The sequence below is a fragment of the Campylobacter sp. BCW_6873 genome (assembly GCF_001762365.1).
Lineage (GTDB): Bacteria > Campylobacterota > Campylobacteria > Campylobacterales > Campylobacteraceae > Campylobacter_D > Campylobacter_D jejuni.
Window position 1 is genome coordinate 1 of record NZ_MJWS01000045.1, and the last position, 21,085, is coordinate 21,085.

The 21,085-nt window shown below is 29.7% G+C and carries 20 protein-coding genes and 1 pseudogene; 13 read left to right on the forward strand and 8 right to left on the reverse strand.

What is annotated here, in order from left to right; genetic code table 11:
* Positions 1–1,269 (forward strand): Cj0814 family flagellar-dependent secreted protein (locus AJ932_RS10025; protein ID WP_083261772.1); only part of this gene is annotated, 1,269 nt, incomplete at its 5' end.
* Positions 1,270–1,327: 58 nt separating this feature from the next.
* Here AJ932_RS10025 and AJ932_RS02280 read toward each other — a convergent pair.
* From AJ932_RS02280 to AJ932_RS02305, 6 genes are read right to left on the reverse strand one after another with little or no spacing between them, the layout of a single operon-like run.
* Positions 1,328–2,755, reverse strand: coding sequence for a Mur ligase family protein (locus AJ932_RS02280; protein WP_070278358.1), 1,428 nt, complete (start codon positions 2,753–2,755; stop codon positions 1,328–1,330).
* On the reverse strand, positions 2,756–3,475 hold the full coding sequence (locus AJ932_RS02285) for an alpha/beta fold hydrolase (RefSeq protein ID WP_052949979.1): 720 nt from the start codon (positions 3,473–3,475) through the stop codon (positions 2,756–2,758).
* Position 3,476: 1 nt separating this feature from the next.
* Positions 3,477–3,692, reverse strand: a complete 216-nt coding sequence (locus AJ932_RS02290; RefSeq protein WP_002852622.1) for a type II toxin-antitoxin system Phd/YefM family antitoxin — start codon at positions 3,690–3,692, stop codon at positions 3,477–3,479.
* Between the two features lie 59 nt (positions 3,693–3,751).
* Positions 3,752–4,792 (reverse strand): D-alanine--D-alanine ligase, encoded by a 1,041-nt coding sequence (locus tag AJ932_RS02295; protein ID WP_070275158.1) that lies wholly within the window; start codon positions 4,790–4,792, stop codon positions 3,752–3,754.
* Between the two features lie 9 nt (positions 4,793–4,801).
* Complete coding sequence (gene ruvA / locus AJ932_RS02300; RefSeq protein ID WP_070275157.1) at positions 4,802–5,353, reverse strand: Holliday junction branch migration protein RuvA; 552 nt, start codon at positions 5,351–5,353, stop codon at positions 4,802–4,804.
* Positions 5,329–7,188 carry a flagellar assembly protein A gene (locus tag AJ932_RS02305; RefSeq protein ID WP_070278356.1) on the reverse strand — a complete coding sequence of 620 codons (1,860 nt, stop codon included), beginning with the start codon at positions 7,186–7,188 and terminating at the stop codon, positions 5,329–5,331. The genes ruvA and AJ932_RS02305 overlap by 25 nt, the downstream gene beginning before the upstream one ends.
* Before the next feature lie 103 nt (positions 7,189–7,291).
* On the opposite strand from AJ932_RS02305, the gene murJ reads away from it, so the two are divergent.
* From murJ to AJ932_RS02340, 7 genes are read left to right on the forward strand one after another with little or no spacing between them, the layout of a single operon-like run.
* A complete protein-coding gene (gene murJ / locus AJ932_RS02310) occupies positions 7,292–8,743 on the forward strand; it encodes a murein biosynthesis integral membrane protein MurJ (protein ID WP_002856935.1) in 1,452 nt (483 codons plus the stop codon).
* Positions 8,743–10,131, forward strand: a complete 1,389-nt coding sequence (cysS, locus tag AJ932_RS02315) for a cysteine--tRNA ligase (RefSeq protein ID WP_070278354.1) — start codon at positions 8,743–8,745, stop codon at positions 10,129–10,131. The genes murJ and cysS overlap by 1 nt, the downstream gene beginning before the upstream one ends.
* A complete protein-coding gene (locus AJ932_RS02320; protein WP_002881145.1) occupies positions 10,124–11,866 on the forward strand; it encodes an ABC transporter ATP-binding protein in 1,743 nt (580 codons plus the stop codon). The genes cysS and AJ932_RS02320 overlap by 8 nt, the downstream gene beginning before the upstream one ends.
* A gap of 31 nt (positions 11,867–11,897) precedes the next feature.
* On the forward strand, positions 11,898–12,956 hold the full coding sequence (locus tag AJ932_RS02325) for a quinone-dependent dihydroorotate dehydrogenase (protein ID WP_002872967.1): 1,059 nt from the start codon (positions 11,898–11,900) through the stop codon (positions 12,954–12,956).
* A complete protein-coding gene (locus tag AJ932_RS02330; RefSeq protein WP_070278352.1) occupies positions 12,953–14,203 on the forward strand; it encodes a M16 family metallopeptidase in 1,251 nt (416 codons plus the stop codon). The genes AJ932_RS02325 and AJ932_RS02330 overlap by 4 nt, the downstream gene beginning before the upstream one ends.
* The gene (gene dapA / locus AJ932_RS02335) at positions 14,196–15,092 is read left to right on the forward strand and encodes a 4-hydroxy-tetrahydrodipicolinate synthase (protein ID WP_070278350.1); all 897 of its coding nucleotides are present in this window, start codon (positions 14,196–14,198) and stop codon (positions 15,090–15,092) included. The genes AJ932_RS02330 and dapA overlap by 8 nt, the downstream gene beginning before the upstream one ends.
* Complete coding sequence (locus AJ932_RS02340) at positions 15,092–15,871, forward strand: enoyl-ACP reductase (RefSeq protein WP_070278348.1); 780 nt, start codon at positions 15,092–15,094, stop codon at positions 15,869–15,871. Before dapA ends, AJ932_RS02340 begins: the two co-directional genes overlap by 1 nt.
* A 40-nt stretch (positions 15,872–15,911) precedes the next feature.
* Here AJ932_RS02340 and AJ932_RS02345 read toward each other — a convergent pair whose 3' ends face one another.
* Both AJ932_RS02345 and AJ932_RS02350 read right to left on the reverse strand, forming a co-directional pair.
* Positions 15,912–16,217, reverse strand: coding sequence for a hypothetical protein (locus AJ932_RS02345; RefSeq protein ID WP_070278346.1), 306 nt, complete (start codon positions 16,215–16,217; stop codon positions 15,912–15,914).
* 11 nt (positions 16,218–16,228) lie between these two features.
* The gene (locus tag AJ932_RS02350; RefSeq protein WP_070278344.1) at positions 16,229–16,825 is read right to left on the reverse strand and encodes an MBL fold metallo-hydrolase; all 597 of its coding nucleotides are present in this window, start codon (positions 16,823–16,825) and stop codon (positions 16,229–16,231) included.
* Between the two features lie 73 nt (positions 16,826–16,898).
* On the opposite strand from AJ932_RS02350, the gene AJ932_RS02355 reads away from it, so the two are divergent.
* The 5 genes and pseudogenes from AJ932_RS02355 to AJ932_RS02375 all read left to right on the forward strand — a co-directional run.
* Positions 16,899–17,639, forward strand: coding sequence for an NAD+ synthase (locus tag AJ932_RS02355; protein WP_070278342.1), 741 nt, complete (start codon positions 16,899–16,901; stop codon positions 17,637–17,639).
* A gap of 3 nt (positions 17,640–17,642) precedes the next feature.
* A complete protein-coding gene (locus AJ932_RS02360) occupies positions 17,643–18,569 on the forward strand; it encodes a tetraacyldisaccharide 4'-kinase (RefSeq protein ID WP_070278339.1) in 927 nt (308 codons plus the stop codon).
* Positions 18,566–19,978: a threonine synthase gene (thrC, locus tag AJ932_RS02365; RefSeq protein ID WP_070278337.1), complete on the forward strand. Its 1,413-nt coding sequence runs from the start codon at positions 18,566–18,568 to the stop codon at positions 19,976–19,978. Before AJ932_RS02360 ends, thrC begins: the two co-directional genes overlap by 4 nt.
* Positions 19,975–20,694 (forward strand): 3-deoxy-manno-octulosonate cytidylyltransferase, encoded by a 720-nt coding sequence (gene kdsB, locus AJ932_RS02370; protein ID WP_070278360.1) that lies wholly within the window; start codon positions 19,975–19,977, stop codon positions 20,692–20,694. The genes thrC and kdsB overlap by 4 nt, the downstream gene beginning before the upstream one ends.
* Before the next feature lie 86 nt (positions 20,695–20,780).
* A pseudogene (locus AJ932_RS02375) lies at positions 20,781–21,085 on the forward strand (hypothetical protein); the annotation flags it as partial.

Consider the following 21,085-nt stretch of genomic DNA (forward strand, 5'->3'; position numbering starts at 1 on the left):
AAAGCTAATAAAGAAAGTAAAGAAAATTCTAAAATAAGTTTTGCTAATGCTTTTTTAAAACAAAATGCCAGCAAGTTAAGTGATATAGAAAGTAAAAATTCACAAACTCTAGCAAGAAGTGAAATATTAAATTCTACTAATACAACAAATACTAGCAATAATACTAATTTTAGTATAAGTAGTAAGACAAGTTCTCCTAATTATGATATATCAAGTGAATTTAAAAACTCTATTTATACTCTAAAATACAAACAAGCAGATATAAGTAATAATACAGCCTATGGTTATAGTGTAGATAAAGATGGTTATATGGGAAGTGATTTTAACAAAGCTGCAGGACTTCCTGAAGATTTTAAGATACATAAATCTACTTTGGATGAGATTAAAAAAGCTGCCGAAAATGATCCTGTTGTTTCAAGTACAAAAGAATACTTAGGCGTAAGCGAGTATTATACTAATATAGATATGGCTGAAACCATAAAACAATATTATAATCTTTTTTCTAATGCTTTAGGTCAAAGTTTTCCAAATGATAAAACAAGTTTTAGTGAAGCAGATATAAATTCTATGCCTAGTGGTTATGGTGTAAGTGGAACGCAATGGATGGACTTTAATGATCCAAGCAATAGAATGAATATTACAGGTTTAAAAGATTTTTCAAATTCTTTAATTTCAAATGTTTATAAAACCCCTGAACAAGCAAAAGAAGCCGATGATCTTTGGGCTGATTCTGGATATATGATTGATGGATTATTGCCTAAAACTTTAGGTTTATCCTTAGAAGAAATCAAAAATGTTTCTAAAGGTGAAGATTGGCAGTTTAATCCTGATATGTCAGTTTATCCACAAAATGAAGATGGAAGCTATTCTAAAGAAACTTTGTTTATGAGTTTTTTAAAATCTCAAGGTGGACAACCTGTTGAGAGTCTAAAAACCACACTTAATCCAAAAGTAGAAGCTTACAATACAGCTATGGCTAAAGAGAGTTTTTCAACTACTAGTGTAGATATAGGTGATATTATGACAGGTAAAGTAGATTTTGCAAGTCTATTTAAATATCTAGCTAGTAAAAATGGAAAATTAGAAGGGCAACTTTATATGTATGAAAATAACATTCCTAAAGAATCTGCTATGGGTAATTGGGCTTTAGATGCTGAAATTAAACAAGCTCTTGCTAATGGCTGGAAAGCAAGTAGTGAAAGTATAAATTCTTATGTTGGATCTATAATGGATAGATTAAATAATCTTATAGGACAAACTAGGGTTTAAAGAAGTATTTGCACGAAGTCAAATTAAAAATGATGACATTTGCAAATACTTATGCGAATCACATAAAGCTAGGCGCATCGTTTGAAAAGAGTATTAAATCTCCGTTTTTTGTTTCTTTAGCCAGAGTTTGAACTAGCTGACTCTTTTCTTTAAGTATAATGGTTTTTATTTTTAACTCTTTTTTGAAAATTTCAGCATTGATTTGTGCGCTAATGATAACAAGATCAAAACACTCATTGATGATTTTAGCAAGTTTTATATTTTCTTCTTCGCTTACTTCCACTATACCAGGACTTACTAAAACTTTTCGTCCTTTATAGCTTTTACAAAGTTTATAGCTTGTGCTCATACCTTTAAAATTTCCATTAAAACCATCATCTATGATAAATTTAGGCTCTCTTGAAAGCACTTGCAAGCGATGTTCTACGGAGTTTATATTTAAAACTTGCTTTTGAATTTTTTCTAGCTTTATGCCAAGATAATGAGCACAAAGTATACAAACACAAAGATTTTGCGCGTTAAAATTCCCTAAAATTTGACTTTTAAAATCATAGGATTTATTTTCTATATTTACCCTAAATTCTAAACCTTCAAGACTTGAATGAATAAGACTTAATTTATCATCATAAAGGCTAATGAGTTTATCTTCTTCTTTTTGGGCGCTAGAGTGTAAAAAAGCCTTTTCTAGTCTTTTGGAATTTAAGGCTTCAAGTTTGGTTGAGCGGATATTTTCAACACTTTTAAAATACTCTAAATGTGCATTGCCTATCTCTCCTACTATGCTGATGTGAGGTTGTAAAAAACGCGTGATTTCATCGATATCGCCTTTAAGTCTAGCGCCTGCTTCAGCTATGTAAATTTGAGTATCTTGGCTTAAATTGGTATTAATATCAGCAACTATACCTAGCAAGGTATTGACAGAGCGTGGTGTTTTGTAGCTTTTAAAGTCATCTTTTAAAAGTTCGTATAGAAAATTTTTAATACTTGTTTTTCCAAAACTTGCGGTAATGAGTATGATTTTTAAATTTTCATTGGCTCTTAGTTTGGTTTTGGCTTGTTTTTTATAATATAAATTTGTAAAAAACTCATAAATTTTAAGACTCAATAAAGCAAAAGGAAGGCTAAAAAGATTAAAAAGAAAAGAAAAACGCAAAGCAAGTATAGCAAAAATAGCATTATAAACAAAAACAAAAACAAAAAACCATTTAACCTTGCTTGTAAAAACAAGCTTTTTATCTATACCTTTGTTCCAAAAATACAAAATTGGAGCATGGAACAATGCAAAATATGCCAAAGAGTATAAAGGAAAAGCTAAGAATAAAAAATAAGGAATAAATAAAAAATACAAATGCCACAAAGGTTTATGATAATGAAAAAACACGCGTTTAAATTTATAAGAATACCATTGTAAAGCACTCATAAGATAAAAAGCTATACAAAAATTAAAAAATAAAGAATTAATAAAATAAAGAGTATTGATAAGCATTTAAATTTCCTTAATTTTTTGAGCTATGAAAGCAGAATGTTTTAAAAAGAAAAAATGATCCCCCTCTAAAGGATAAAAAGTGCTATTTTTTAAAAATTGATGCATTTTCTCGCCACAATATAAAGGCGTAGCTTCATCGCTTTTTCCCCAAAAAATCAAACTTTTAGCCTTTTGCTTGGCAAAAATTTCACTAAAATCCTCATCAACAACCTTTTTAAAGGTTTCATACATCATAGGACTAAGATTTGCTCCATCTTTACTAGCAAAATAGCGATAAAATTTTCCCAAACCAAAGAGTTTTAAAATTTTAAAAATACGGATTTTAAAACGCACTTTTAGGGATTTTTTAGCCAAAATTCCCGCACTTGAAAGTAAGATTAGGATGTCTTTTTCTTTTGCGAGTAGGGTACTTACTTTTCCGCCAAAAGAATGCCCCATGAAAAAACAGATATTGAGTTTTTTTTGTTTTAAAAAAAGTTCTGTGATATTGGCATAATCTTGAGTGTTTAAAATTTCTTCCACACTTGAATTTCCAAAACCTGCTAAATCCATATAAATTTGACAAAAATCTTTTAAAAAAGGACAAAAACTTTGCTTCATAAGTTCTTTATCAGCTCCCCAGCCGTGTAAGATAAGTATTTGCGGTAAGGAAAGATCACCTAAAATTTCATAAGAAATTTGATAAGTTTTGTTTTTATAAGAAAGTTGAGTTTGAGCCATTTTAAGCCTTTTGATTTTTGTAGATATTTTCTAAAAGTTGCATGGCGTTTTGTAAGCGTTCAAATTCCTTCATACTAAGCATTACAGCTTCAAATTTGTTATTTTTTAAAATAACTATTTTTCCACTTTCACTTTTTTTGAGTTTTTCCATAATGGGGCTAAAATTTCTTACCACCTCGGTGGCAGTGTAAATTTCATCTTGTTTAAAAGAGAGCATTTTTCTTCCTAAAATACGCTAAATTTTATGTATAATTTAGCGTATTTTGACTTAAAAGCTTATAATTTTCCTTTTTGTCCGTTGATGGAGTGAAGGAAGTTGTAGTTGATTTTTATCATTTTTTCAAGTGAAATTTGATCAGCTAAAGCGTTTAAAGTGGTATTAAAATCTTTAAAAAGATAATTAGCCAAAGAACCAGGATTTGGGTTGATTTCATTTAAATATACTTCATTATCCAGTATAAAAAAATCGCAGCGTATTAAAGCACCTTTAAACAAAGGATTGTAAATCTTTTTAAAGCTATCTTTGAGTTTTTCTTTTAATTCTTCGCTTAAATCCGCTTCTATAAGCTCATTGCGTCCTGAAAAGCTAAGATATTTTTGTTCAAAGTCTAAAAATTCTTTTTTCTTTGGCTCTTCTATGATGGAAAAAACAAACCCATCATTGATCATACATCCTGCAAGATTGTATTCTTTGATATTGTTTTTAAATTCTTCTACTACAAGATCATTATCAAATTCAAAACCTACATCTTTGGCGTATTCTAAATCTTTTTCATCTTTTACTATGCTAATACCTATACTACTTCCAAGTCTTGCAGGTTTGATAATGCAAGGAAAACTAAGCTTTTCTTTAGAGTTTTGATTTTTTCTTAGCATGGTATAATCAAGTGTTTTTACTCCAACGCTTTTGGCATAAAGTTTGGTAAGTTCTTTGTTAAAAGATAATACACTAGCTTCAAGCCTAGGTCCTATAAATTTAATAGAATAAAACTCAAATAAAGCCGCAATTTTTCCATCTTCTCCATCTCTACCATGGATAAGATTGATCACGCATTCGCACTCTAGTTTATTTTCTTTTAAAAAACCTTTGCTAAAAAAACCTCCTTGTTTGATGAAGAGTTCTTTTTCTTTTTTATAAGCTTTAGTGCTAAAAGTTTTAGAATTCATTTTTTCACTTGGAATATGATAAAATCTTCTTTCTTCATCGCAAAAAATAAATTCTAAATTTTGATTGATAACTTTTTTAAGCACTACAGCACTTACTATACTGATCTCATGTTCATAAGAATTTCCGCCAAAAAGTATTGCAAATTTCATTTTATTCCTTTATCCTAGTTTTTTAAGAGCTTCTTTGATGAGTTCGCTTGTGCCTGTTGCTTGAGCACTTGCTAAAACACTTATGATTTTTTCTTGTTTAAAGCCTAGAGTAAGAAGTGCGGCTAAGGCTTCGCTTTTATCATCGCTTACACTTTCAAGTTTGGTTTTTGTGTCAGAAAGTTCTACTATAATGCGTTTTGCACTTTTTGGACCTATGCCAGGTACTTTTTTAAGCACACTTTCATCGCCCAAACTTAACGCCTTGTAAAAAGAATTTACATCAAGACTAGAGCATACCGCCATAGCAGTATTTGCACCCACTCCATTGACTTTTAAAAGCATTTCGAACATTTTTTGTTCATCTTTATCCAAGAAGCCATAAAATTTATTAGAATCTTCTTTGATGATTTGAGTGATAAAAAACTCATGCTTTTCTTGAGTTTGAATTTTAGCAGAACAAAAAAGCGAAATAAATATCCCATAGCTTAAACCACTAGCGCATTTAACAATGATAAAAGCAGGTTCTTTTTTTGTGATTATTCCTTCGATGCCGACAACCATGCTATATCCTTTTCTTCATAATCTAATTTTTTATGTATTTCTATACTTTCTTGGTTGTTTTGTATGACTTTTTTAATACCTATAAATTTAGCACTTTCATTAACAAATGAAGAGTAAAAAATATCTTCTTTAGGCTCTAGAAGTGAAAATTTGATCTCATTCATATCAGTCCATTTGCCACTTTTATTTATAAAAGTTGCTTCAAAAAGCATTTTTTGTAAATTGATTAATTCTAATTGTAAAGATTTTTTGCGTTCAAGAAGTTCTTTTTCTTCATTTTGTAGTTTATTTAATTCAAGATTTTGTAAAGAGAAATCTTTTAGGGCTTTTTCGTATTGTACAGGAACATTTTGACCTTGATTTTTAAGTTCTGTTATCTTTTTTTCAACGCTTAAAATTCCATTTTTACTTGATAAAATGTATTGTCTTATTTTATTTATTTTATGATTTAACTTAGAAATTTGCTCTCCTAAAATCGCAAATTCTTCATCATAATTTTTATCAAGAGTTTTAATTTTAGCATGAAATTTATTGTTATCCCCGTTAATGCGTTCTATTGTGGTGTTTTCAAAAAACACACAAGAATTATTACTTTCTAAATTTTCTATATAGATTTTATCAGCTTGTATACTTCCACCTAAACTTTTTTTAATTCTCACTTCTTTGGCTTTGATTGTTCCCCCTTCGAGCAAATCTATATTTAAAATTTCGGCTTCTGCAAATCCTCTATGAGTTTTTATATAGGCTTGTTTGGCTTGAATTTTGGCTTTAGAGTGTGTAGCGCCTTCAATTTTCATTTTAGTGGCATTAAGTTGAGTGTTGCTTCCTATGCTTCCGACTACATTTAATTCTTCACATTCTATCCCAACGCCAGAATTTACAGCATCTTTTACTTCTGAAAGAAATTTTATATTGATTTTGACATTTTTGTCTAGTCCAGCTCTTATAATCCCTATATTTTTAAAATCCACCCCATTAAAATCTAGTTCATTGGCGATATCAAAATTTTCACCATCTTGTACTACATAACCTTTTTTTAAGGCTATATATTCTGTGTATCCATCTTGCTCTACTTGTTTAAAAGCCGAAGAACAAGAAAATTTAACTTTATTTTCATTTGCGGCTAAAACTTTTAAGGTGTGTAAATTTAAGTCTTTTCCTTCTTTACCTTGTTTAAATTTGGTGTGTTTTAAAACAACTTCATTTTCATCAACAGCAATAATACCTGAGCGTTTTTCATCGATAGTGTAGTTTTTGGTTTTTTCTTTATAAGTCAAGATTAGAGATTCGTCTTGACTTTCTATAGGATCAATACCTTGTGCAACGGTAATTTGTATAGTTTTATTTAAAGGGGTGTTTTTATGTTGGTTGCAAAAAGACATTAAATTTTTCTTAAAATCAAAAATGCGGATACCTATTAAAAATTTAAGTTTCAACATCTTTTTATAAATATTTTGCAAAAGTTCTAGTGCTAGTTTTTCATGAAAGTCTAAATTTGTAAAATCAATTTGAGCAACTATTTTGGTTAAATTTTTATTTGCAACTAGTTTGACTGCTTGAAATGCTTTGCTTTGGTTTATACCATGGAAAATTTCTATTTTGTATTCTTGCTTGATTTGAAGATCATTTTTTAAAAAAAAATCATCTTTATCAAAAAGAGTTAATTCTTTTTCAGAGATTTTTTCCCATTCTAAATCTCCAAAACGATATTGTGTAGAAAATGCCAATAAACTAAAATCAAGCTCATTTAAGCTAAGGTTTGTTCGTGAAGCTACGCTTAAAAGCTCTCGAGCTGGATTTTCTGTATAGGCAATAATTTTTTCATCCAAAGCCAAAACTTTCCCCTTGTAAAAAATTAAGAATGTAATTATAGTCAATTTTTAATCAATTTTAGTTAAAATAATTCTCTTTATATTTTGAAATTTATGAAAAAATTTAATGAAGAGTTTAGTATTTAAAAATTTTATTATCAATGCTTTAGGAATTTTATTTTCAAGAATTTTAGGGCTTGCTAGAGATGTTTTAATAGCGCTTTTTTTAGGAGCAGGGCTTTATAGTGATATTTTTTTTGTGGCTTTAAAAATGCCTGCTTTTTTTAGAAGAATTTTTGCAGAAGGGGCTTTTGGACAAAGTTTTTTGCCTAATTTTGTAAAAGCGAAAAAAAAAGGAGCTTTTTGTGTTAGTGTAATGATGCAATTTAGCCTTATAGTTTTTTTATTTTGTCTTTTGGTAAGTTTTTTCTCCTCTTTTTTTACTAAGCTTTTTGCTTTTGGGTTTAACGCAGATACTATAGCTTTAGCGGCTCCTTTAGTGGCGATTAATTTTTGGTATTTGTTTTTTATTTTTTTAGTTACTTTTTTAGGAGCTATTTTAAATTATAGACAAAAATTTTTCATTACCTCTTTTTCTGCGGCATTATTTAACTTAAGTATTGTTATAGCTGCCTTTTTTGTGGATAAAAATGCACCGCAAAATACACTTTATTATTTTTCTTATGCAACGGTTTTAAGCGGGGTGGCACAGCTTATTTTACATTTGCTTGTTTTAAAAAACAATCCTGTAATCCGTGCTATGGCTTTAAGTATAAAATTTAAAAAAGCCAAGGCGAAATTACAAGGTTTTTATGGCAATTTTTTTCATGGAGTTTTAGGTTCTTCTGCGACTCAATTTAGCTCATTGCTTGATACAACCATAGCTAGTTTTTTAATGAGCGGGAGTATTTCTTATCTTTATTATGCAAATCGTGTATTCCAACTCCCCCTTGCACTTTTTGCTATCGCTTTAACTCAAGTTTCTTTTCCAAAAATTTTAAAACATTTAAAAAGTGGTCAAGAAAATTTAGCCTTAAAATTTATGCAAAGAGCATTAGCGCTTTTAAGTATTTTGCTTATTGCTTCTAGTATTGTAGGTTCTGTGTTTGCTTTGGAAATTTCAAAACTTTTATTTGAAAGAGGAAATTTCACTCACGAAGATAGTGTAATTACGGCTTATGTTTTGATTGCTTATCTTATAGGGCTTTTACCTTTTGGTTTGCAAAAGCTTTTTTCTTTGTGGCTTTATGCAAAATTTAAACAAAAAACAGCAGCTTGGATCGCGGTAAAATCTTTAATTATCAGTGCTTTATGTTCTATGGCTTTTATATTTTTGATTAAAGATGAAAGTTTAAAGGTTATTGCAGTAGCACTTTCAAGCTCTATTAGTGCTTTTTATTTGCTTGGAGCTAATATCAAAGAATTTGGTTTTAAGAAATTTTTTGCTTTAATATCTATTAAAATTTGCTTGTTGGTTATAGTTGCTTTGATTGTTTTTACAATCTTACTTATTTTGATTAAACCTTATATTTTAAGTTTTTTTATAGGAATTTTTACAAGTTTTAAAGGAGTTTTTTAATGAGATTATTAGACAGTGTAGCAAAAGAGAAAATAAAACTTGATAAAAAAGATATTAGTATTTACTTATGCGGACCTACGGTTTATGATGATGCACATTTAGGACATGCAAGAAGTAGTGTTTGCTTTGATCTTTTGCGTAGGGTTTTACTTGCTCAGGGCAATAGGGTAAAATTTGCTAGAAATTACACAGATATTGATGATAAAATCTTAAAAAAAATGGCTCAAAGTGGTCAAACTTTAGAGGAAATTACGGAATTTTACATCAAAAGTTATGAAGAGAATATGAGGGCTTTAAATGTATTAGATCCCGATTTTAAGCCTCGTGCAACGCATTATATAACAGCTATGCTTGATTTGATTAAAAAGCTTGCCAAGGATGGGTTTGTTTATACTCTAGAAGATGGAATTTATTTTGATGCAAGTAAAGATGAAAAATATTTAAGCCTATCAAATCGCAATTTAGAAGAAAATATCTCTCGTTTAAGTAATGAAGTGCAAAAAAGAAATGAAAGCGATTTTGTGCTTTGGAAATTTGATGAAAATTTTTACGAAAGTGAATTTGGCAAAGGGCGTCCGGGTTGGCATACTGAATGTGTTGCTATGATTGATTCTATTTTTGAAAATACTCTTGATATACATGCTGGAGGGATAGATTTGCTTTTTCCTCATCATGAAAATGAGGCTGCGCAATGTCGTTGTGGATGTAAGAGAAAATTAGCAAATATTTGGCTTCACAATGGTTTTGTAAAAATCGATGGTGAAAAAATGAGTAAAAGTTTAAATAATAGTTTTTTCATAAAAGATGCTTTAAAAGAATTTATGGGCGAGGCTCTAAGATTTTATCTTTTGAGTTCTCATTATAGATCTCATTTTAATTATTCTTTATCGGATTTAGAAAATGCTAAAAAACGTTTAGATAAATTTTATCGCCTTAAAAAAAGATTGGATTTAGGTGAAATTTCTGATTTTGATGTTTTAAATGATATTGAAATAAAAAGCGAAATTGCTAAGCAAATTTTAGAGATTTTAAATGATGATTTAAATATTTCTAAAGCCTTAGCTCTTTTGGATGATTTTATAAGTAATGCAAATTTAGAGTTGGATAAAGAAAGCAAAAATAAAATTTTAAAACAAAATATCAAAAAAGCTTTAAGTGAGCTAGCTAAAATTTTTGGCTTTGGTTTTATGGATACAACTTTATATTTTCAATGGGGTGTAGGCAAAGAAGAACGAGAAGAAATTGAAAAGTTAATTTTAGAACGAACTGAGGCTAAGAAAAACAAAGATTTTAACACAGCTGATGCAATAAGGGAACAACTAAGTAATAAAAAAATCACTCTTTTAGATACTCCAAATGGAACAATTTGGGAGAAAATAAATGCATAATGAGATGAATTTAAAAGAGGTTTTAATACGCTTTAAGCCCTTTTATAAAAGATATTGGAAGCAATTTGCTATAGCTATTTTTGGTATGATTTTAGCAAGCGGAGGAACTGCTGGAAGTTTTTATGCTTTAGAGCCTATTTTAAATTATATTTTCGTTGAAAAAAATGAAGCTTTACTTTATACAGTGCCTTTTTTGCTAGTATTGATGTATTTTTTTAAAAATCTTGGAACTTATTTGCAAAGTTTTTATGTTTCCTTTATAGGAACAGATATGTTAAGAGTATTGCGTGCTAGGGTTTTAAAAAATATTTTACGCTTGGATATGGATTTTTTTAAACGCTATAGAAGTGGGGAGCTTGTAAGTCGTTGCACTAATGATATTAATGCGCTTCAAAGCATAGTATCAAACATTATTCCTGATTTTTTTAGAGAGCTTTTAACTGCTATAGGACTGCTTGCGGTAGTCTTGTATCAAAGTCCTACTTTGGCTTTTTTTGCTTTAGTGATTTTGCCTTTAGCTATTTTCCCTTTGGTGTGGTTTGCTAAAAAACTTAAAAAATATGCAAGAAATATACAAGAAACAAATTCGGATTTACTTTCTTATTTGGGTGAAATTTTTTCAAATATTGAATTGATCAAAGCTAATGATAATGAAAAAAAAGAAAGTGATAAATTTGCTAAGCATAATGATACTTTATGTAAATTAAACCTAAAATCCGCACGTATTGATGCACTTACAAGTCCTTTAATGGATATGATGGGCTCTGTTGGGGTTGCTGTGGTGATTATTGTAGGGGGTAGAGAGGTTATCAATGGTTCTATGAGTGTGGGAAGTTTTATTAGTTTTGTTTCGGCACTTTTTGCGATATATACTCCTTTAAAGCGTCTTTCGTCTTTATATGGAAAACTTCAAGGTGCTGTTGCGGCAAGTGAAAGAACTTTTTATTTATTGGATTTAGAACCTCAAATTAAAGGTGGAAGCAAAGAATTAAAAAACATTGAAAAAATTAGCTTTGAAAATGTTGAATTTGCTTATGAAAACCCGCATAAAAGTGTTTTAAAAGGCGTAAATTTTGATTTTGTTAAAGGGCAAATGCTTGCTCTTGTAGGGACAAGTGGGGGTGGTAAATCTTCTATTATTAATCTTTTGATGTATTTTTATGAAAAGCAAAAAGGTAAAATTTTACTCAATCAAGAAGATATTAGTACTTTTACCATAGAAAGCTTACATGCTAAAATAGGACTTGTAACACAAAATATTTATCTTTTTAATGATAGTTTTGCTGCAAATATTGCTTATAGCGAAGAGTTAGAAGAAGAAAAAGTTATCCAAGCTTTAAAATTGGCCAATGCCTATGAATTTGTTAAAGAAATGGGCGGGATTTGGGCTGAAGTAAAAGAACATGGTAAGAACTTAAGTGGAGGGCAAAAACAAAGAATAGCAATCGCTAGAGCTTTATATAAAAATCCTGATGTGCTTATTTTTGATGAAGCAACTTCAGCTTTGGATAATGAAAGTGAAAAAGCAATAGTTAAAACTATAGAAAACTTAAAACAAGACAGATTGATTTTAGTGGTTGCACATCGTTTAAGCACTATAGAAAATGCAGATAAAATAGTAGTATTGGATAAGGGCAAGGTATTGGCAATAGGTAAAGATGAAGAGCTTTTGCAAACTTGTTCTTTATACCAAAAATTTAAAAGCAAAGAAAAAACAAAGCCTAGCTTTAGTTAATTTTAGTTAGAATTTTAAAAAGGATTAAAAAATGGCTTATGAAATGATAAAACCTTTACTTTTTAAGTTAAACCCTGAGCATGCACATGCTTTGGTTGAATATAGCTTAAGAGCTTTAAGTGCCAGTTTTCCAGGAGCTTTAAGTTTTTTAGCACACAAATATATAGTTGATGATGAGAGTTTAAGACAAAATTTACTTGGACTTGATTTTAATAATCCTGTAGGTTTAGCAGGAGGCTTTGATAAAAATGCCACCATGATAAGACCTTTGAGTGCTTTAGGATTTGGCTTTTTGGAAGTGGGAACTTTTACTCCAAAACCTCAAGAAGGCAATGAAAAGCCACGTCTATTTAGACTTGTAAAACAAGAAAGTATACAAAATGCTATGGGTTTTAACAACGAAGGTGCTGAAAAGATTGCTTTAAGGCTTGCAAAAACTTATCCTTTTGTTTTGCCTTTAGGGGTAAATATAGGGAAAAATAAAATCACTCCAAATGACAAAGCCTTGGAGGATTATTTTACTTTGTTTAGAGATTTTAAGGATTTGTGTGATTATTTTATCGTTAATATCTCATCTCCTAATACTAAAAATTTAAGAGAGTTGCAAAATGATGATTTTTTAAATACCTTGCTTGAAGAAGCCAAAAAAATCACTTCTAAGCCTATTTTGATAAAAATTGCTCCTGATATGAAAATAGATGATGCTTTAAATTTATGTGAAAATGCCATTAAAAAAGGTGCAGATGGGTTTATATTAGCCAATACCAGTGTTGATTATAGCTTGTTAGATAATAATCGTACTTTTGGTGGTATTAGCGGAAGGCTGATTACGGAAAAAAGTGGTATTTTTTTCAAAGAAGTAGCTAAGATTCTTTTTGGTAAAACCTTGCTTATTGCAAGTGGAGGGATTGATAGTGCTGATATTGCTTATGAGCGTATTAAAAATGGGGCTAATTTGGTGCAAGTTTATACAGCTTTGATTTTTAAAGGTCCTTCTTTGGTAAAAAATATCAATCAAAATCTTATAGAGCTTTTAAGAAAAGATGGTTTTTTACATATTAGTGAAGCTGTTGGGGTAAATTTAAAATGATTGCTTATGAAAAAATTCAATTAAAAAACAAGCTTGAAGTTTATGCTTTGCCTGTAAATAAAAATAGCGATGTGATTAGCGTTGATATTTTTTATAAAGTGGGTTCAAGAAATGAGATCATGGGAAAAAGTGGCATAGCTCATATGCTAGAACATTTAAATTTTAAAAGTACTAAAAATTTAAAAGCTGGCGAATTTGATGAGATTGTTAAGGGTTTTGGTGGTGTGGATAATGCAAGCACAGGTTTTGACTATACTCATTATTATATTAAATGTGCGAAGAAAAATTTAGATAAAGCTTTAGAGCTTTTTGCAGAACTTATGGCGAATTTAAATTTAAAAGATGAAGAATTTCAGCCTGAAAGAGCAGTGGTTTTAGAAGAGCGTAGATGGAGAACAGATAATAACCCTTTGGGATATCTTTATTTTAGACTTTTTAATCACGCATTTATGTATCATCCTTATCATTGGACTCCTATAGGTTTTTTTAAGGATATAGAAAATTGGAGTATTGAGGATATTAAAGAATTTCACAGCATTTACTATCAACCTAAAAATGCGATTTTGCTTGTAAGTGGCGATATAGAAAGTAAAGAAGTTTTTGAGCTTTCAAAAAAACATTTTGAGAAGATTAAAAATACTAAGACTATACCTAAAATTCACACAAAAGAGCCTAAACAAGATGGAGCAAAAAGAATATATTTGCATAAAAACTCAGATACTGAACTATTAGCCCTTGCTTATAAAATTCCAAATTTCAAACACGAAGATATACCTGCTTTAAATGCTTTATCTGAGCTTTTAGGAAGTGGGAAAAGTTCTTTAATGAGTGAAATTTTGATTGATAAATTAAATTTAATCAATGATTATTATGCTTATGTTAATGATTGTATAGATGAAAATTTATTTATTTTTATTTGTAATTGTAACCCCAATGTTAATGCAGAAAAAGTAGAAAAAGAGCTTTTAAAAATCATTGATAAACTTAAAATGGGTAAAATTTCTCAAAAAGATTTGCAAAGAGTAAAAAATAATGTTAAAAGTGATTTTATTTTCTCACTTAACAATGCTAGTGCAGTGGCAAATATTTATGGTTCATATCTAGCAAGAGGAGATATCAATCCTTTGTTAGATTATGAGAAAGATATACAAAATTTGGAATTAAAAGATTTGATTTCTTGTGCTAAAAAATATTTTATTCAAGAAAATTCAACTACGGTAATTCTAAGAAAGGATTCAAATGGATAAAAATATTATTATTGGGGCGATGACTGCTCTTATTACACCATTTAAAAATGGAAAAGTTGATGAGCAAAGTTATGTAAGATTGATTAAAAGACAAATAGAAAATGGCATCGATGCAGTAGTTCCAGTAGGAACAACAGGAGAAAGTGCAACTTTAACTCATGAAGAACATAGAACTTGTATAGAGATAGCCGTTGAGACTTGTAAAGGAACTAAGGTTAAGGTTTTAGCAGGTGCGGGAAGTAATGCAACTCATGAGGCAGTGGATTTAGCTAAATTTGCTAAAGAACATGGTGCTGATGGGATTTTAAGTGTGGCGCCATATTATAATAAACCTACGCAACAAGGACTTTACGAGCATTATAAGGCTATTGCACAAAGTGTAGATATTCCTGTGCTTTTATATAATGTTCCAGGAAGAACAGGTTGTGAAATTTCAACAGATACTATTATCAAGCTTTTTAGAGATTGTGAAAATATTTATGGAGTAAAAGAAGCGAGTGGAAATATCGATAAGTGTGTGGATTTGCTTGCGCATGAACCTAGAATGATGCTTATTTCGGGAGAAGATGCGATCAATTATCCTATACTTTCAAATGGTGGAAAGGGAGTGATTTCAGTAACTTCAAATTTATTACCCGATATGATTAGCGCTTTAACTCATTTTGCTTTAGATGAAAATTATAAAGAAGCTAAAAAAATCAATGATGAGCTTTATAATATCAATAAAATTTTATTTTGTGAAAGTAATCCTATTCCTATTAAAACGGCTATGTATATAGCTGGATTGATAGAAAGTTTGGAGTTTAGACTTCCTCTTTGTCCTCCAAATAAGGAAAATTTTGCTAAAATTGAAGAAGTGATGAAAAAATATAAGATCAAAGGATTTTAATGAATACAGAATTTCAAGGAAAAACTTTAGTAATCAGCGGTGGAACTCGCGGGATAGGCAAAGCTATAGTTTATGAATTTGCTAAAGTGGGTGCAAATATAGCTTTTACTTATAATTCTAATGCGCAAATTGCTGATGAAATGGTGCAAGATTTGGAGAAAAATTATAAAATCAAAGCTAGAGCTTATGAATTTAATATCTTAGAACCTGAAACCTATAAAGAACTTTTTGAAAAAATTGATGTGGATTTTAATAGAGTGGATTATTTTATCTCAAATGCTATCATTTCAGGACGTGCGGTTGTAGGTGGTTATACTAAATTTATGAAGTTAAAACCAAAGGGAATTAATAACATTTTTACCGCCACAGTAAATGCTTTTGTGGTAGGAGCTCAAGAATCAGCTAAAAGGATGGAAAAAGTAGGGGGTGGAAGCATTATTTCTATTTCATCTACAGGAAATTTAGTGTATATAGAAAATTATTCAGGTCATGGTACAGCAAAAGCTGCTGTAGAAGCTATGGCAAGATATGCAGCTACTGAACTTGGAGAAAAAAATATCCGTGTAAATGTCGTAAGTGGTGGGCCTATTGAAACCGATGCTTTAAGAGCTTTTACAAATTATGAAGAAGTAAAACAGGCTACTATAAATTTAAGCCCTTTAAATCGCATGGGGCAGCCTGAAGATTTGGCTGGAGCATGTCTTTTTCTTTGTTCAAGTAAGGCAAGTTGGGTGACAGGACATACTTTCATCGTTGATGGTGGTACAACTTTTAAATAAAAATTAAGAAAAATCAATGGATTTTTCTTAAAAATATTTTTCAATCAAGCTTTAATTTCCACCCTAAAAAAACGCTTAATAATGCAAGTAAAAAAATAAAATTTAAAATCCAATTACCAAAACCTATAAAACCTATAGACAATACACTATAAAAAAATCCTCCCACAGCTGAATAAATACAAATGGTACTTAAAGATCCATTTTCTGCCATTTTTTTACATGGGCAGATTTTATAAAATTTTTTATCGTTAAATTGATTTTTCTTTTTATTTCCCAAAAATAAACCAAAAAGAGCAAAAAGATTTAAAAAAATAAAAGCATATAATAAAATTTGATCTAATTCCATTTTAATATACCTTAAAAGTATCTAAGCCAAGAGGGTAAATGGGCTTGTTCTTTTTTTAAAGTAGTCTCTTGTCCATGTCCTGGTAAAAGTTTAAAATCTTCTTTGTAAGTCATAACTTTTTCTAAGCTTTGTTTCATTAAATTTGCATCTGAATAAGGAAAATCCCATCTTCCTATGCTTCTATAAAATAAAAAATCTCCACTAAATATGATATTTTTACCTACAATTTCTATCATAGTGCAACCTGGCGTATGTCCTGGTAAAAAGTGAAATTTAAAATCAAATCCGCCTATAGAAATGATATTTTCATCATCAATCAAATAATCCGCTTTGCTAGATATAAAACCTTGATTAAAAGGATCTTCAAGCATAAAAGCATCATTTTTATGAATATAAATAGGGATTTGATAGGCTTGTTTTACTTTTTCATTATCCCAAACATGATCGTAATGTCCGTGAGTATTTAAAATCGCTAAAGGATTTTTTACATGTTTTTTGATGAAATTTAGTGCATCAAAACCAGGATCAATGATAATTTCTCCATGCTCACCAAATAAAATATAACAATTTGTCTCATAAGCTCCACAAGCTTGTTTGATAATTTGCATTTTTTGCCTCTTTAATGAAAAATTTGCCTTAAATAAATATAATTATACATTAAATTTTTAAAAGGCAAGCTTTATGGATTGGCAAAAGATAACAGAAAAAATGTGTGATTTTATACAAGAAAAAGTGAAAAATTCTCAAAGTCAAGGTGTGGTTTTGGGGCTTAGTGGCGGGATTGATTCTGCTTTAGTAGCAACGCTTTGCAAAATAGCTTTAAAAGAGAATGTTTTTGCTCTTTTAATGCCAACTCAAATTTCAAATAAAGCCAATCTCGAAGATGCTTTAAGGCTTTGTGCGGATTTAAATCTTGAATATAAAATCATAGAAATTCAAAGCATTTTAGATGCTTTTATAAAGCAAAGTGAAAATACTACTCTAGTATCGTTAGGAAATTTTGCAGCTCGCATTAGAATGAGTTTGCTTTATGATTATTCTGCTTTGAAAAATTCTTTAGTCATAGGCACTTCTAATAAAAGCGAATTACTTTTGGGTTATGGTACGATTTATGGGGATTTAGCTTGTGCTTTTAATCCTATAGGATCGCTTTATAAAAGTGAAATTTATGCCTTAGCAAAATACCTTAATTTGCATGAAAATTTTATCAAAAAAGCTCCAAGTGCGGATCTTTGGGAAAATCAAAGCGATGAGGGGGATTTAGGTTTTTCTTATGCAAAAATCGATGAAGGTTTAAAAGCCTTAGAAACTAATGACGAAAAACTTTTAAGAACGCTTGATCCTTCTTTGATTGCTATGTTAAAAAATCGCATGCAAAAAAATGCTTTTAAGGGAAAAATGCCTGAAATTTTGGAAATTTAAACAATGAGTGAAGAAAAAAATTATGAACTTTGGCTTGATAATTATTTTTTTAAGCCTAATTTTTGGCAAAAATGTCTTGCTTTTGTACTTTTACCTTTAAGTGTGCTTTATGCTTTTTTTGCGATTTTAAATACTTTTTTTCGTAAAAAAATAGTTTTTAAAAAGCCTGTTATTAGCGTTGGTAATTTAAGTTTTGGAGGTAATGGAAAAACCCCGCTTTGCAAAGCTATAGCAAGGGAATTTGATGACGTTTTTATAGTGCTTAGGGGCTATAAAAGAAAATCTAAAGGTTTGTTTGTTGTTAAAAATCAAAATGAAATTTTATGCACCTTAGCACAAAGTGGCGATGAAGCTATGGAGTATGCTTTTGAAGAAAATATCAAAGGTGTGATTGTAAGTGAAGATAGAGTAAAAGGTATTGAAAAAGCTTTTGAGTTGGGAGCTAAAATCGTTGTACTTGATGATGCTTTTTCTAAATTTCATATTAAAAAATTTGATATTTTGCTTGAAAGTAAAATCAAACCTTATTTTAATTTTACCTTACCAAGTGGAGCTTATCGTTTGCCAAAATTTTATGAAAAAAGGGCTGATTTTATTGCATTAGAAGGTAGGGATTTTGTGCGTTATTCTTTTGTAAAAGAAAATCCAAAGGCTGTTTTGGTAACTGCTATTGCTAAACCTTTTAGATTGTATGAGCATTTTATCAAAGCAAGGGCTTGTTATTTTTTTAAAGATCATTATGAGTTTAAAAAAGAAGAATTAGAAAATTTGCTAAAAAAACATAATTGCGATACACTAATGCTTACTTTTAAGGATTTTGTTAAAGTTAAAGATTTTGGTTTTAAATGTCAAATTATAGAGTTAAATATAGATTTAAAAGATACACTAAAAGAACAAATTAGAACTTATATTAAGGAGTTTGAGCAATGAAATTGGTCGAGAGTAGAAATGTAAATAATGTATCAAGCTTTAAGGAAGCTTTGATTAACCCAAACGCTCCAGAAGGAGGACTTTATTCGCCTTTAAATTTACCTATTTTTGAAGGAGAAAAATATGCCAATTTATCTTATAAAGATTTTGCTTTAAAGCTTATAGAAAGTTTTGGTTTTGGCGAAGAAGAGCTTTTTAAAAAGGCTTTGAAAAGTTATGAAAGCTTTGATGATAAAAATACACCTATTTCTTTGCAAAAAATCTCTGAAAAAACCTATATTAACGAGCTTTGGCATGGGCCTACAAGAGCTTTTAAAGATATGGCTTTACAGCCTTTTGGCGTGCTTTTAAGCGAATTTTCAAAGGATAAAAATATTTTAATTATCTGTGCTACAAGTGGCGATACGGGACCTGCAACTTTAAAAAGTTTTGAAAATGCAGAAAATGTTAAAGTAGTTTGTATGTATCCAAAAGGTGGTACAAGTGGAGTTCAAGAGTTGCAAATGCGAGCTTTAGATAAGGATAATTTGAAAGTTTTTGCCATAGATGAGGATTTTGATGCAGCGCAGCACACTTTAAAAGAATTGCTTTTTTCAAAAGATTTTCAAAATGAAATTAAAGCTTTAAATTATGAGCTTTGCGCAGCAAATTCTGTAAATTTTGGACGTATTTTATTTCAGATTATTTATCATTATTATGCGAGTTTAAAACTTTTTAATGAGTTTTTAGAAGAAGTGCAAATCATCGTTCCAAGTGGAAATTTTGGCAATGCTTTAGGAGCTTTTTATGCTAAAAAAATGGGAGCTAAAATTTCAAAAATCAAAATCGCTTCAAATGCGAATAATATTTTGAGTGAATTTTTTAATCAGGGCGTTTATGATTTGCGTGAAAAAAGTCTTAAGAAGACTATTTCTCCAGCTATGGATATACTTGTTTCATCTAATATCGAAAGACTCTTATTTGCGAAATTTAAAGATAAAAGAACTAAAGAACTGATGAATTTGTTAAAAAATGAGAGATATTTTAAACTTGAAAAAGAAGAATTACAAAGTTTGCAAGAAGATTTTGAGGCGGATTTTTGCACCGATGAAGAATGTATGCAATTTATCAAACAAAGTAAGATTTTAATCGATCCACACACCGCAACTTGTTTTAAAATGCTTGATCCTTTAAAACCTAGCATTATTACCTCTACAGCAGAATGGACAAAATTTACTCCAAGTATGATAAAAGCTTTATATGATAGGGATTCTAAGAATGAAAAAGAAGATTTAAAATTTATAGCTAAAGAGTTTAATGTCCAAGTTAAAGATGAAATTTTGGCTTTATTTGACTTGAAAAATAGCGATGAAAAGGTATTTGAAGCCAAAAATATAAAAAAAGAAATTTTAGATTGGATGCAAAAATGATTATTATTCCTGCAAGATTAAAATCAAGTCGTTTTCATGAGAAAATTTTATGTGATATAGGTGGAGTGCCTATGTTTGTGGCTACTGCAAGAAGGGTAAGTAGTGTGGATGAAGTTTGTATAGCTTTAGACGATGAAAAGGTTTTAAGTATCACTAAAGAATATGGTCTAAATGCGGTTTTAACAAGCAAAGATCATGAAAGTGGTACGGATAGGATTAATGAAGCTTGTAAGAAACTATCTTTAAAAGATGATGAGATTATTATTAATGTCCAAGCTGATGAGCCTTTTATAGAATGTGAAAATTTATTAAAATTTAAAAAATTTGCAAGTTCTTGCTTGGATAAAAAAGCTTTTATGGCGAGTTGTTATAAAAAAATTACTCAAGAAGAAGCTATGGATCCTAATCTGGTTAAAGTGCTTTGCGATAAAGAAGGGTATGCCTTGTATTTTTCAAGAGTTAAAATCCCTTATGAAAGAGAAAATTACGAGGAAAGTTTTAAAGGGCATTTAGGCATTTACGCTTATAGTGTCAAAGCTTTAAGGGAGTTTTGTTCTTTATCAAGTTCTGCACTTGAAAGAGCGGAAAAGTTAGAGCAGTTAAGAGCTATAGAAAATGGTAAAAAAATCAAAATGCTTGAAATTTCAACAACAAGCATGGGGATTGATACTAAAGAAGACTATGAAAGGGCTTTAAAAATTTATTTAGAAAAATAACTCCACCCCAAAACGGAACAGATCTTGCTTATATTATTTTAATATATTTAGGTTGAAGGCAAAAAAATCTAAATTAAGGAATTAATATGAGTATCTTTAGTATCAATGATAACTCAAACTATGGTTCTATACTTTCACAAGCAAAAGCTAATAAAGAAAGTAAAGAAAATTCTAAAATAAGTTTTGCTAATGCTTTTTTAAAACAAAATGCCAGCAAGTTAAGTGATATAGAAAGTAAAAATTCACAAACTCTAGCAAGAAGTGAAATATTAAATTCTACTAATACAACAAATACTAGCAATAATACTAATTTTAGTATAAGTAGTAAGACAAGTTCTCCTAATTATGATATATCAAGTGAATTTAAAAACTCTATTTATACTCTAAAATA